The sequence below is a fragment of the Leptospira kobayashii genome (assembly GCF_003114835.2).
GTDB classification, from domain to species: Bacteria; Spirochaetota; Leptospiria; order Leptospirales; family Leptospiraceae; genus Leptospira_A; species Leptospira_A kobayashii.
Map to the genome: position 1 here is coordinate 181,273 of NZ_AP025029.1, position 13,686 is coordinate 194,958.

Sequence of the window (13,686 nt, forward strand, 5' to 3'; positions counted from 1 at the left end):
TGGCAAAAAATTTCCTCCGATTTCGTTGCCGTTTTGTCTAAACATAGACCAGAGGCAAATGTGAAAAAAAAGTTGGCGATCGTAGGGACAGGCATATCCGGATTAGGAGCTGCTTATTTTTTGTCCAAGGAATATGATTTAACCCTGTTTGAAAAGGAAAATTATATAGGCGGACATACAAACACAATTGATGTTTCGGAAAACGGAAAAGAAATTCCCATCGATACGGGGTTTATCGTTTTTAATCACGTAACTTATCCGAATTTGCTTCGCTTATTCAACCGGTTAAAGGTTCCCACTAAAAAATCGGATATGTCTTTCAGCGTTCAGCATGATCCCACAAAACTAGAGTTTTGTGGCTCCGGTTTGAACGGTTTGTTTGCACAGAGAAAGAATTTTTTCAACCTAAGATACCTTCGAATGCTTCTTGAAATCAATCGTTTCAATGAGACGGCCCCCCATATACTGGACAATCCCAAATACGAAGACTGGGACTTGGGAGATTATATGAAAGAAAACGGATATGGAGAGGATATTCTCAATTATTATCTGATTCCCATGAGTTCTGCAGTTTGGACGACACCTCCCGGTCTGATGTTGTCTTTTCCCGTTCAATCGTTGGTTCGTTTTTTTTATAACCACGGTTTTTTAGGGCTGAATAGCCAACATCAATGGTGGACTGTGGACGGCGGATCAAGAGAATACGTAAAGCGGATTACGGAAAATTTCTCCGATAGGGTTCGTCTTAATTCAAGCGTTAAACAAGTATTACGTGAGGAAGACAAGGTGAGAATCGTATTGGAAAACGGTTCTTCTGAGATTTTCGATAAGGTGATTTTAGCGACGCACGGACATACTTCGGCAAAATTACTGGGGAATCCGACTTCTTTGGAAAAGGAACTGCTCCCTCTCTTCGCCTATCAGAAAAATACGGCGACCCTTCATACAGACGAATCGGATATGCCGAAGAAAAAACTTTGTTGGTCCAGTTGGAATTACAAAATTTTAAAGGACGAGGCAGGGAATCAAAAGCCATTCACAATCTATTGGATGAATCGTTTGCAAAATGTTTCTAAAAACAAAAACTATTTTGTTACCATCAACGACCCCGGGCGAATCAAAAGAGAACATATCATTCGTGAAATAGAGTATGAACATCCTTTGTTTTCCGTAGAAAACGCAAAGGCTCAGAAAAAATTTCCTGCCTTGAATGAAGAAGGTCCTATCTATTATGCGGGTGCTTATTTCAGATATGGATTCCATGAGGACGGATTTTTATCTGCGGTTGGTGTTGCCGAATCCATTTTGAAGAGGGATCCTTGGATATGAATTCGGTGATATACAAAGCATCGGTCTCGCATACCAGAACCAAACCTGTCAAAAATCAATTTACGTACAAAGTGTTCACTTTTCTTATCGATTTGCAGGAATTGGGTGATTTGGATCGCAATTCCTTTTTTTTTCGCAGAAACCGGTTCGGCTTTTTTTCCTTTTATGACAAAGATCATCTGCAGTTCGGAAAAAAAGACACATATGAAAATGTAAAAAGTTTTTTGACTGCATCGGGCATTAAGGATTCGGTCGGAAAAATATATCTACTCACAAATCTCCGGATCTTAGGTTATGTTTTCAATCCGGTCAGTTTTTATTTTTGTTTTTCCGAATCGGGAACATTGATTTGTTCCGTTCCGGAAGTGGGGAATACATTCGGAGAAATAAAACCTTATGTCGGTTTGGTGAATTCGGGTGCGAAAGGAACTATTTCCGATCCTCAGATTCATTTAAGAACAAAAAAGAATTTTTACGTATCACCGTTCATTTCTCTCGATTCAGAATTCGAATTCAGACTTAATTTTCCCGAAGGAGAATTGAAGATAGGTGTGGATTCTTGGGAAGAAGGGGAAAGGATTCTCACTACATCTTTTCTTGGAAAAAAAATTTCATTTACTGATGAAAACTTATTCATTCTTTTTTGCCAATACCCGTTCATTACAGTCAAAATAATAGCTCTGATCCATTGGCAGGCAGTCAAGTTGTGGATCAGAAAAATACCATATATAAAGAAAGATGAGAATCCAAACAAACAAACAGGAGTTTCCCTTGGACAAGTCAGCGAACCGGTCTCTCTTACAAAATCCGACTGAGAAGACTTTTTTCACAGAATCATCGAAGGCAGAAAAACTAAAACGATACCCGATTTTTGAAAAGATATTTTTCAAAGCAATGGGTCGCATGCAAAAAGGTTCACTCAGATTGATTCTTCCCGATGGAACCAATCGACTGCTAGGTGATCCGGACTCGGAGGTTTCTCCGGAGTTTCATTCTGCGATGATCCATATCAAAGACCCTAAATTTTTCAAAAGAGCTGTAATCTACGGGGATATAGGATTTTCAGAGTCGTATCTTTTGGACGAATGGACTACGGATTCCATTGAAAATGTGATCTCTTGGTTTATTTTGAATGTGGATGATTCTCCCGCTTTGTCAGGCGCAAAAAGGAAAACGTTCCATCTGGATCTTTTTAATTTAGGAAATAAATTTCTGCATTTTCTCCGCAAAAACACTTTGAAAGGGAGTAAGAAGAATATTGTGGAACATTATGATCTTGGAAACAGTTTTTACAAATTGTTTTTGGATCCCACGATGACTTACAGTTCGGGCTATTTTGAAAGTTTGGATCAAAGTTTGGAAGAAGCACAGATAAAAAAAGTGGATTTACTCTGCAAAAAACTGAAATTGTCCGACAAAGATCATTTATTGGAAATCGGAAGCGGCTGGGGATTTTTGTCGGTGTATGCTGCAAAAAATTACGGCTGTAAGGTGACTACGATTACTTTGTCCGAGGAACAGTTCAAATTTGCCAAAGAAAAGATTGAGAAAGAAAACCTAAACGATCTGATAGAGATTCGCATCCAGGATTATAGAGACATCCGAGGTTCTTTTTCCAAAATAGTTTCCGTAGAAATGTTGGAAGCCGTGGGAGATGCTTATTACGAATCTTTTTTCGGTAAATGCCATGAGCTTTTGACGAGAGACGGTATTCTTGCTTTGCAGGTAATTACTTGCCCCGATTCCAGATTTCAATCCTTTAAAAACGGAATCGACTTTATACAGAAACATATTTTCCCCGGTTCTCTTCTTCCTTCCATCGGAAGAATGAATGAAGCGATTAATCATACCGGAGACTTGAATTTATTTCATTTGGAAGATATGGGTTTGAATTATGCCAGAACTTTACGCTTATGGTCCAAAGCTTTTGAAGAGAATCTAAAAGAGGTAAGAGAGCAAGGTTATAGCGAAAGATTTATCCGCAAATGGAAATATTATCTGGGTTATTGCGCTGCGGCATTTCAAATGAGAAATATCAGTGTAATCCAATCCGTCTATGTAAGGCCGAACAACCTGAACATATAACGGGGGAAATCGAATTTAAGGCGAAGCGGATTGTAACTTTTCTTCCGCTTGTAACATATACACAAGATCAATCTCGGGAGAAGAATAACCCATTGCAGTAATAGCGGCGATGATCTGTCCTCTGTGATGGGTTCCGTGATTGAAAACATGAGCAAGTGTTAGTATATAAGGTAGGTTGGCTTGGAATCCTCTCATGGTACTGTATTCCAACTTTTTCGGAATCGAACTCAAAGATTGGATAAAACTTTCCCATTTGCCCGATTCGTGAATCGCCAATTCTCTTAATTTCAGTCTGTCGCTTTCCACTTCCGTGTCTAATGAAACCACGGGAGAAAAATTGTCGGCAAATCTGGTGTACCAAAGTCTCTCGGCAACTAACAGGTGATTGAGTGTCCCGTGAACCGATTTGAAAAACAAACCGAAATCTCTTTTATAATCTTCCTCTGGTATCCCTTGGATGTGTAAAAACAAATGGCCTGTCGCCCATTGATGATAACGTGCAAGTGTTAGTAGATGTTCTTTAGCTTCTTCCATGTTCTGGCTTAAGCTTGAAAAGTAGCCGATCCATTGCAACGATAAATATTCCAAGAATGTAATATGCGCTGCTTAATAATAGAAAATTTTCGAATACTTTTTCATATCCTAGCCGGGTGACATTAATAAACGGATAAGGATATTCTTGAATCATTTCTCCTCTGAAAAAAATATATACCGCATATAGAATCGGATAGAGAAGCCAGACTAGTGCATTCCCGAACTTTTGAGTTCCTCTTTTTAAGTAGAACACCCAGTAAATCAAATAGAGTAAAGGTACGGTTGAATGAAGGCTGATATCTACGATATACTGCAAACCTTTCGGATTCCATGTTTTGGAAAGTAGAAAATGATAAACGATTGCAACGATCAGGATATAAACAAGAAGCCCGGTTTGAACGACGGGTTTCCCAAAGAAGCCGCTTAACTTCGATTTTGGTCGGACGAGTGAAACCGTAAAGTAGAGGGTGATCAGAATATTCGTCCATATAGTCATATAACTGAAAAAACGGACAATCGCTGCAATGAGGGATGTCCCGTTGTCATATGCGGTCGAAATGGAAAGGTAGAGTTGTGCCGTAAGCGTCAGGATACCGATCGTAGAAGAAATAAATTGAAATAAAAAATGGGAAGGCATGTTAGTCCTTTCTCCGAAAGTGAATAACCAATAATCGGGGAAGAAACTTTTATTGTCTATCTGTCTTTTTGAAAAACGGATTGCCAATCCTCGGAAGGTTGCCCAATCTTCCCAATATGCGGGAAACTCGATCCATTTTTGAATTTAACGAACCAATCGAAAGGCTATGGTCTGCGATTACCGTTTATGAAGTGTTAATTCACTGGCTTGCGGATGAAGTGAGAGGCAGACCCAAGGAAGGGGGAGAATTTTCCTGGACTTGGAAGTTGGGTTTGGAAGGGGATTTCACTACAAAGGGAATCTATAAAAAAATCGTACCGGGCAAAGAATTGGTGATGGAATGGAAAGACCATCCTGCAGGCGATATTTTTTTACAACTTCTGTTTGAGCCGGTTTCCGAGAACAAATCCAAACTTACGGTTGTTAACGGTGGATATCCCAGTTCTAATGCGTTTAACGTTTGGTTAGATGGCGCAAAAGAAGGTTGGGACGGCCAGGTAGAAAAACTAATAACATTCCTGGCGGGAAAACCTGATTTCACAAAATTTATTAAAAAAACTTGATCTCTCGCCTCCTTCTAAAATCCTGGTAAAAGTAGAGGTTATTAAGGAGGGTTTCATTGGAATTTCCCGAACTAGAATCCTATTTTCAGAATTTGACGGACATTACAGATCGTATTGCAATGATGAACAATCATTTCGATGCGACACCAGATGTTGATATTCCTATGTTAGATGAATTCTACGATGACATGCAAAGTCATGCGTGGGAAACCACCGAACGTGAATATTACGAACTTTTCACAAGTTACTTTACATTTCATGTAAAAACGGTTGAAGAAATCGTTCAAGAAGCGAGAGAGATCTTGAATCCTGAAAATAGAGAATATGTAAAAAAGCTTGTATCACATATTAAAAACGCTGACGATTGGTTTCTTGGACTCAAGAAACGTCGTAAAATGCTGAGAACTCAAGTAGCATAGAGAGTTCTTTACTGGCTCCGGAGATTATCTCCGGGGTTCTTCCGAATACACTCTCAATTGGCTTTACTTTTATCCCCGTATATATTTAGGTTTACCTTATGAAAGGGAAACCTTACCTTCTTTATCCTTTATTTTTATTAATTTTTCTTTTTTTCGTAGATTCGTTTTTCCGCATTCCATACATCCAATTTTTAACAAAACTCGATTTAACGGCAGTTAATTATTCTGCTAAAAAAGCGCTTCTGGATTCTTTGATAGAAAAAGGAAACCTGAAAAAAGATAAAAAACTGATGATCATCCTCGGATCATCCAGACTTCTTTATTTTGATGCAAAAGATCTGAAAGAGTTTTATCCAGACTGGGAGATTTACAATTTATCTTCCGCTGTCACGACCCCTGCTTATTACGATTATCAACTGACCAGGCTTTTGGACTCAGGCGTGGTTCCCGATTTGATTTTGATGGAAACGGACCCAAATCAATTCAATCACAATTCCGTATTTAAAATTTCCAATCTTACCTACAGTTTCGATTTATTCTACGTATTGAAAAATATGGATCTTTTCGGAAAGGATAATGTATCTTTTTTTCTGGGAAGGAAGTTGTTTGCTGTAGGTACTTATAAACCTTATATAGATCAGATGTGGAAAAATTACAGAAATCCGGAACTAGCCGGGTTTTTATCCATGAATCAGACAACTTTTGATTTTATAGTGAAAAACAACGGTCACGGTCTTTCGCCTATTGACAATTATGTGGAGAAGGATGCTAACGTCTTAGAACTGACAAGTCATAGAACTTTGGATTGGTTGTTCGCTTCTTATCATCCGAGCGAGATGCAATATGGTTTTTACGAGAAAATTTTATCCAGACTGCAATCTGAAAAAATCAAATCCATCATCATTTGGCCTACATCTTCGCCCAATTTTGAAAAATTGGTTCATAAAGAAAAGTTGGTTAAAACCTGGGAAGAGAGGATCGATCTTTTAAGCTCCAAATACGATCAGAAAATCATGAAATTGAAAGATGAACCGTCTTATTCATGTAATGCGTTCGCTGACGGAGGCCACGTCGCTAAGGAGTGTTACCATTCTTTGATGAGGGCTGTTCTAATGGAATACTTTCGTAGATATGAGGCTCATCGTTTATAAACTGAGTTCCGCAAACCGGTAGAGGTCCTTCCGTAATGGTATCTCCCAAGATGACCGATTTGTAACGGTTTTCCGCTTCTTCCGATTTCGTGCTGGTTGTTGTAATTCCGTTTTTCACCGAAGCATTCACATTCGTAGAATATGCGGCCCATGCCAAAACGGATTTGGTATTGCCGGCTGACTTAACGGTTGTCATGTTGGGATATCTCGTACTACTATAACTTGCCAGATTGTAATTACCTGTAAACGCATAACCGGAACCTTGCGCAAAGGAAAGAGTTCCCGTTGCGGTATTGACACCCAATGGTCCCGCCACTATATCATTCAAAGTCGATTCGAACGGATAGGCCGCATATGCGGTACTCAAATCCAGAGCTTCTACATTTGTGCTGGCATCAAATCGTTCCACACCGGCAAAATTCAAAGTCCCTGCAGATTGACCCATAAACAGAGTGAATGTGCGGAAAAAAGTATCACTGTTTAGACTTCCCAAAAGAGTCGTGTTGAACCTAGCGGATTCCCGAAAAACAGACATTAGCTGGCTTGCGGAACCTGCACGGATTCCGATGCTGTTTCCTTGAACCGACTTTCTGAAAAACTCGTTTTTCTCGGCTTCCGTATTGCCTGAAATATCATAAAGATAGCGCATAAATGCATAAGCGAATGCATACTGTTTGAGAATAACGGAGGAGGTAGTGCCTGCGGACCAGTTTAAAAAACTAACTCCATTCACTCCGTTCGGGCATCTTGTAGAATCCGCACCTCGAAAACAATCTATTCTGTATTTTTGAGGTCCGTAACCGGCTATATCACTCGCTACTTCGCTTGTACCTTCGTTGATCCATGAATCGTCTGTAGCCCTTGTTGCAACCATATACGGATAACGGATCAGATGTTGGAATTCATGTGCGGCAGTGGAAGAGAATGCGGTAGGATCCCTTACCAAAGCATCGATCAATTCCTTTCCATCCATATAAAGTATCTCCGAATAATTGGATCGCAAATTCGTTCCCGGTTGGTCCGCAAAATAATTGACCGGATCGAAAAATCCAGCCACATAAGATGAGTTTGCCGTAGCACCGTCCCGGATGTCCAAAACCAAAATTTTGATTTTCCCGTTTTTGTCCACGTCCGAAGGCTCACCGAAAGTGGAAATTAACTTAGGATAGGTGGTATCATTGAATTCTTTTCCGAAGGTTTGGAGATTATAATTTACGGAGAGGCCGCGTTGTTTGTAAACATCGACTTTGGCATAAGAAGCGACTAACTCCACAGGTACGCAGTAGGAGTTTTGAGTTTGTATATTCCTTGCCCAAATATCTCCTCCGGTTTCGCAATTTCCATTATTTGCAAGCGCAGTGTACAAAACCACTCCAAGCAATAGATTATTGTCATTGGAAGATTCTTTTCTTGAAAACGGAGTGTTTATATTACAAAAGGAGAGCCACAAAGTAATAAATGATAATAGAAAATAATTCCTGATTGATTTGATTTTGGATTTGTTTAACAAGGGAACCACTCTATGAGAAATTTTATTCTGGCGATCGGTCTGGTTCAATTTCTTTTTTTGCCGTTCGGGATCTATTCCGAACCAAAATCGGGCCTTTATTTATCTGACGAGATGAAAACGAAAAACGGTTTCCTTTTTCTCGGCGTGGCGATCGGCAAAGAAAAAGAAGGATTTGTTTTTTTAGCACAAGAATTGAGATACCACAACCTGATCGGCTGGGAAGAAATTCTGTATTCCGGAACCGCAAAGGATGAGTTAGGCGAATGGGTATTGGTTCCCGGTTCCTGCCAAATCCGAGCGAGCAGAGAATTTGAGAAGAAAAAGGGGCTTTTGCGCCGATTTGACTGCGAACATCTTTCATTTACACTGCAAACCGATTCTGACGCTAATTTATTGAATTCCAGTTTGGCGGGAACATTCAAAGACCTCCGTCTTCCCGTTTTTTTAGCAAATATGTCTTCCGAACCGATAGGGATATCGTTTCCTCTTCCCGACGGAAAGGAAGAGGGAATTTGGGGATTCCATTTGAACGGACTAGGCAACAAAAGCCCGATCCAGGTCTGGGATCGGAAATCCGGTCTTTGGAAGCCCTGGAATGGCTGGATTCACGAATCGGAGCCATCCAAACCTTCCATCTACAGATGGAAACGGACCTTTTCTAATTGACCCAGAACCAAAATGGAAAGACCTTCGTTTTACATTGAAAAAAATCAGAATCGGGGTAATTGCCGCTGCAGGAAAAGGCACGAGGGCATACCCGCGAACTAGTTTCATCCCCAAACCACTGTTTGATATCGAAGGAAAGACAATTCTACACAGAAATGTGGAGTTGCTCTACAAGACCTTTGGTGTGGAAAAGGTGTACATTTTGGTCGGCCACTTAAAAGAACAAGTGCTCGCCGAAATCGAACATATCCGATTGGCCATTCCCAAAGTTTGTATTGAATCCAAACATTGGACCGAGAAGGGTCTTGCCTCGGATGTAGCGAGTCTCAGCGACGAAATTGTAGAACCGTTTCTCACTATCCTCGGGGATGAGTTTTATTATAAAACGGATCATGAAAATTTCTTAAAAACGATCAAACTCTATCCCAAACTTGCAGCTTCGATCGGAATCGTAAAGACCTCATTACTTTCCAGAATCCGAAAAAATTATTCTGTGGAACTAGGAGGAGACCGGATCTTGAATCTGGTGGAAAAACCGGAAGATCCTCCGAACGAACTTTTAGGACTTGGATCTTATCTTTTTACCCCTATGTTTTTCGAATATTTCGGAAAGACTCCTCCTTCCCAAAAATCGGGCGTAATTGAAATAACAGATGTTATCGATAAAATGGCGAAGGAATCTCCCGGAGGAGTTTATGCCACCAAATTGTCTTGCGAATACTTCAATATCAATTCCATGCAAGACTATCATCATGCGGTCTATGAAGTTAGAAACGATTTGTTTCCCAAATTCAAAACCTCACTAGTCATCCCGACCTTCAATAACGAAAGATCCATCACCGATGTGATTGTGGATTTCAAAGATAAGTTTCATGAAGTCATAGTCATCGACAATGAATCTACCGATGATACCGTAAACCTCAGTAAAAAAGAAAAAGTAAAAGTTCTTACCTTCCATGGAGAAGGCGATTCTAACCGGTTGGGAGAACAAGTCCGAAGAGGGATTGAACAGGCGTCAGGTGATATCATTGTTGTTGTTTCTCCCGACGGATCGTTTCGTTCCAAAGATTTTCCAAAACTCATGGAATATATGAAGGATTCGGATATGGTGATCGGAACGAGAACCACAAGGCAGATGATCGAACAAGGTAGTAACCTTAGTCCCCTTTACCGACTAGTCAATTTGCTTATGGGAAAAATGGTGGAGCTGTTCTGGTGGGGGCAAGAACCGAGATTCACGGATGCTGACTGTCATTTTTTTGCGATCTGGAAGGAATCTTATTCTCAAATCAAACCGCAGTTAGATGTGCACGACAAAAAATTCGTAGTGGAACTGATGATTGAAATCGTTCGTTCCCATATGCGTTGTATTGAAATTCCCGTTTCTTATTTTAAACCAGTGAACGTAGGAACCTATCGTTTGCGGGATATGATTAAGGATGCTTGGGGAATATTCGGAATTATCATTAGAAAGAAATTATCCTTAGGGGAAGAATAATGACTAAGAAAGTATTAGTTACTGGCGGGTGTGGTTTTCTCGGATCTCATGTTTGCGAGTTATTTAGAAAAGAAGGTTGGGATGTTGTCAGTTTCGACAGCATGACAAAGTACGAATTGAAACGAACCGGTTATGGAACGGATGCAACTCGCGATTATAATTGGAACTTTCTGAAATCACTCGGTGTTACCATGGTAAAGGGTGATATCCGAAACCAGGAACATCTTTTGGACCGAACGGAAGGATGTGATTTTATCGTTCATACTGCGGCGCAACCTGCGATGACCATTTCTTGGGAAGATCCCGAATTGGATTATTCCACAAACGTACTCGGTACTTTCAATGTTTTGGAAGTGGCTCGCAAAAGAAATATTCCTGTGGTAAATACTTCTTCCATCCATGTTTACGGTAACTCCATCAATGCGAGTTTGAAAGAAGGGGCAACTTCTTACGAAAGAACTCCGGTTGAAATACCAGAGACGCAAGGCACGATGATCGGCCAGATTTCTCCTCTTCACGCATCCAAAATGAGCGCAGAACATTATGTGCGTGCTTATTCGGATATGTACGGAATCAAAGCCGCGAGTTTCCGTTTTACGGGGATTTACGGTGAACGCCAGTTTGGTGGAGAAGATCACGGTTGGGTGGCGAATTTTGCAATTCGTTCCGTTTTCGGACTTCCTCTTCGTATCTTCGGAACAGGAAAACAAACCAGAGATATCATTCATGCGGCGGATGGAGCACAATCTTATCTGGCATTTTTTAAAAACCCGATTCCTGGTGTTTATAATATAGGCGGAGCGAGTGCTCATAAGATTTCGTTATTGGAATGCATCCAATTGATCGGTGAGATTTTGGGTAAAAAGCAAGAGATCCTATTCGAAGTGGAAAGACCGGGAGATATGAGATACTTTGTATGTGATATTACCGAGGCTAAAAAATTCGGATTTGCTCCTTCCATAAAACCGAAAGAAGGTGTGACAAGACTTCTCAAATGGATCGAATCCGAAAAATCGGTTTTTAATATCGCAGGCTAAATTCGTAGTGAGCTCCAAAACTCTTATTGTCATCCCTGCATATAACGAAGAATCAACGATAGAAGAAGTTGTACGAGGAGCGATCATTCATGCGGATGTTTCCGTAACGGATGACGCTTCCAAAGACAAAACTCCGGAAATTCTGAAAAAACTTCAGAAAGAATTCCCGGGACGGCTTTATGTGATTCGGCATGAAAAAAACACTCATATACCCGGTGGTATTCAAGACGGGATGAAGCTCGCTGTTGAGAAAAAATACGATTGGGTGATTACAATGGATGCCGGGCTTTCCCATGATGCGGGAAAACTTAAGGATTTCATCGGCTTCCCCAACTGTGATCTGTTAATTGGAAGTAGGAAGGATACTCTGAATGTTCCGTTCTATCGTAAGGTGGTTTCTTTTCTCGCTGCAAGAGCGATGAACTATTGTCTTTCCAAAGGCATATTCAATCTGCTGGGACCGGGGATTAAGGATTGTACTTCCGGTTATCGAAGATATTCCAAATGGGCATTTCAAAAGATTGCCGATCATAAATTGGAATCGGTTGCATTCGATTTTCATATGGAAGCGCTTTCCATTGTATCTTTGCAAGGTGGAACAATCAAAGAAATACCGATCAGTTACGTATTTTCAAACAGTTCTTTCAATTCCAAAGTATTAAAACTTGCCATTCAATTTGCCAAAAAACTTTTGCTACGGAAATTCGGATTTAGCGTTTGATTGCTGTGAAATCTCTTTTTGCATCTTTGAAATTCAAAGCATTTGCCATATTTATCTTGTTAAGTGGCGCGACATTCTTTCTGGATTATCTCGTATTTGAAAAATTATATTTTCTTTTTCCGAGTGAGATGGAGTGGGATACTTCTCCTTGGTATAATTTCGAAAAAAAAAGAAGAAATATCAAATCGGAAGATTACGGCAATCAGGTATTGATTGCAGGTAGTTCTGTCGCTTTGTATTCCGCATTACCGGAAGAAATGAACGAAAAGACGAATGGCGCTTTCCATGCCGATTTTTATTCCCATGTGGCAATGGCGCCTAGTGATCTGTATTATTATAAGGAAAATCTTTCGTCCTTAAAACCGAAGTTGGTTGTTTACCTTGTGAACTTTGCCGATTTCCAATGGGAATACGTCGATTTTCCGAATGGAAAATTGCAATTTGATAAAACCAAATGGCTGCTTGAATTTGCGGATCGTTATCCCGCCAAAACATTTTACCCGACTTCCTATTTATTCGAATATTTTTCCGATTTGGACAGAAAACGTCTGTCAAAACTGGCCGGCAAGTCATTGTTCTATGTTAGTCGGTATCGTTCTTTTTTTTGGGATCCGATCGATGCATTTATTGAGAACCATTTTCGAAGCGGAAGAAGTTTCCATCGCTATGAAGGTTCTTTACCGAAAGAAGGGATCTGGGCGAAAGGTTGGACTCTCGGGCAGGCGACGATGGCTTGTGAGACGGGAAACAAACAAGATGATTCCGTTTTTATCCCTAAGGCGAATACAAAGATAGAATTTTCCGTTTTTAGTAATTCACAGATGACCTCTCTTGTTTCCAAAAAGGAAATTTCGTTTTCTAAGTCGGGCTGGACAACGATCAACTGGCAAGAGTTAGGCGTCAAAGCTTCCGACTTTTATCTGAGATTTCGCATCCTGGAAGGGATGAATACTGCGAAAGAAGTTGATTTGTATAGAACCGGGCTGGATTATCCCGTAGGAATACGTTTATCCCATTATTTTTGCAAAACACCGGTATATAACGATAGATCCTATTCTAGAAAATCCTACTTTGATGAATCCCGTTTTCAAAGAATGTCTTCCGCCGAATACGATAAAGATTATTTTCAAAGAATGTTGGAAAATGCAGAACATAGAAATGAATTGCATCGTTTGCGTTTGGTTCATTCCAAGAAACAGGAAGTGAACAATCTCGGTTTTGAACCTTGGCTTGAAGTGGATCGGGTTCTTCAACTTTCAACTTACTTCAAAGAGAAGAATATTCCTTTCCTTGTCATATTCTCTCCGGAAAATCCGGTAGAAGCTTCTCTTTATTCAAAAGGTAAATGGTTTGCCGGATTGAAAAATTATTTAAAAAACGGCTTGGATAAAAACGGCCATGAGCTGTATGACAGGACTAATTATATCTCCGACAAACGTTTGTTCTTTGACCCGCACCATTTGACTTATGAAGGTGCTTCGTATTTTCAGTCGGATCTGTATGCAATCATCTCAGCAAATTCGAAAACCAGGTAAA

Annotated in this window: 14 protein-coding genes; 11 read left to right on the forward strand and 3 right to left on the reverse strand. The window is 40.2% G+C overall.

Annotated elements, in window-relative coordinates:
- The first annotated feature begins 60 nt into the window (after positions 1-60).
- From DI077_RS19100 to DI077_RS19110, 3 genes are read left to right on the forward strand one after another with little or no spacing between them, the layout of a single operon-like run.
- On the forward strand, positions 61-1,329 hold the full coding sequence (locus DI077_RS19100) for an NAD(P)/FAD-dependent oxidoreductase (protein ID WP_109022344.1): 1,269 nt from the start codon (positions 61-63) through the stop codon (positions 1,327-1,329).
- Positions 1,326-2,144 (forward strand): DUF1365 domain-containing protein, encoded by an 819-nt coding sequence (locus tag DI077_RS19105; RefSeq protein WP_242935454.1) that lies wholly within the window; start codon positions 1,326-1,328, stop codon positions 2,142-2,144. The genes DI077_RS19100 and DI077_RS19105 overlap by 4 nt, the downstream gene beginning before the upstream one ends.
- Positions 2,101-3,414, forward strand: a complete 1,314-nt coding sequence (locus tag DI077_RS19110) for an SAM-dependent methyltransferase (protein ID WP_242935468.1) — start codon at positions 2,101-2,103, stop codon at positions 3,412-3,414. The genes DI077_RS19105 and DI077_RS19110 overlap by 44 nt, the downstream gene beginning before the upstream one ends.
- A gap of 15 nt (positions 3,415-3,429) precedes the next feature.
- On the opposite strand, the gene DI077_RS19115 is transcribed toward DI077_RS19110, so the two are convergent.
- Entirely contained in the window at positions 3,430-3,948 is a 519-nt protein-coding gene (locus DI077_RS19115; protein ID WP_109022342.1) for a DinB family protein, read from the reverse strand.
- A complete protein-coding gene (locus DI077_RS19120; RefSeq protein ID WP_109022341.1) occupies positions 3,935-4,585 on the reverse strand; it encodes a Pr6Pr family membrane protein in 651 nt (216 codons plus the stop codon). The genes DI077_RS19115 and DI077_RS19120 overlap by 14 nt, the downstream gene beginning before the upstream one ends.
- Before the next feature lie 116 nt (positions 4,586-4,701).
- Between DI077_RS19120 and DI077_RS19125 the strand changes: the two genes are divergently transcribed.
- The 3 genes from DI077_RS19125 to DI077_RS19135 all read left to right on the forward strand — a co-directional run bounded on the left by DI077_RS19125 (position 4,702) and on the right by DI077_RS19135 (position 6,718).
- A complete protein-coding gene (locus DI077_RS19125; protein WP_109022467.1) occupies positions 4,702-5,148 on the forward strand; it encodes an SRPBCC family protein in 447 nt (148 codons plus the stop codon).
- 56 nt (positions 5,149-5,204) lie between these two features.
- Positions 5,205-5,567, forward strand: coding sequence for a PLU-1-like domain protein (locus DI077_RS19130; RefSeq protein WP_109022340.1), 363 nt, complete (start codon positions 5,205-5,207; stop codon positions 5,565-5,567).
- Between the two features lie 98 nt (positions 5,568-5,665).
- Positions 5,666-6,718 carry a DUF1574 domain-containing protein gene (locus DI077_RS19135; protein ID WP_109022339.1) on the forward strand — a complete coding sequence of 351 codons (1,053 nt, stop codon included), beginning with the start codon at positions 5,666-5,668 and terminating at the stop codon, positions 6,716-6,718.
- Here the strand turns inward: DI077_RS19135 and DI077_RS19140 are convergent.
- Positions 6,642-8,228 carry a peptidase MA family protein gene (locus tag DI077_RS19140; protein WP_242935455.1) on the reverse strand — a complete coding sequence of 529 codons (1,587 nt, stop codon included), beginning with the start codon at positions 8,226-8,228 and terminating at the stop codon, positions 6,642-6,644. The genes DI077_RS19135 and DI077_RS19140 overlap by 77 nt on opposite strands.
- A 12-nt stretch (positions 8,229-8,240) precedes the next feature.
- On the opposite strand from DI077_RS19140, the gene DI077_RS19145 reads away from it, so the two are divergent.
- From DI077_RS19145 to DI077_RS19165, 5 genes are read left to right on the forward strand one after another with little or no spacing between them, the layout of a single operon-like run.
- On the forward strand, positions 8,241-8,894 hold the full coding sequence (locus DI077_RS19145) for a hypothetical protein (protein WP_109022338.1): 654 nt from the start codon (positions 8,241-8,243) through the stop codon (positions 8,892-8,894).
- A gap of 34 nt (positions 8,895-8,928) precedes the next feature.
- Positions 8,929-10,392 (forward strand): glycosyltransferase family 2 protein, encoded by a 1,464-nt coding sequence (locus DI077_RS19150; protein WP_109022337.1) that lies wholly within the window; start codon positions 8,929-8,931, stop codon positions 10,390-10,392.
- Positions 10,392-11,429 (forward strand): NAD-dependent epimerase/dehydratase family protein, encoded by a 1,038-nt coding sequence (locus DI077_RS19155; RefSeq protein WP_109022336.1) that lies wholly within the window; start codon positions 10,392-10,394, stop codon positions 11,427-11,429. The genes DI077_RS19150 and DI077_RS19155 overlap by 1 nt, the downstream gene beginning before the upstream one ends.
- A 7-nt stretch (positions 11,430-11,436) precedes the next feature.
- On the forward strand, positions 11,437-12,150 hold the full coding sequence (locus tag DI077_RS19160) for a glycosyltransferase (RefSeq protein WP_109022335.1): 714 nt from the start codon (positions 11,437-11,439) through the stop codon (positions 12,148-12,150).
- Positions 12,151-12,155: 5 nt separating this feature from the next.
- A complete protein-coding gene (locus DI077_RS19165; protein WP_242935469.1) occupies positions 12,156-13,685 on the forward strand; it encodes a cupredoxin domain-containing protein in 1,530 nt (509 codons plus the stop codon).
- Position 13,686 lies beyond the last annotated feature (1 nt).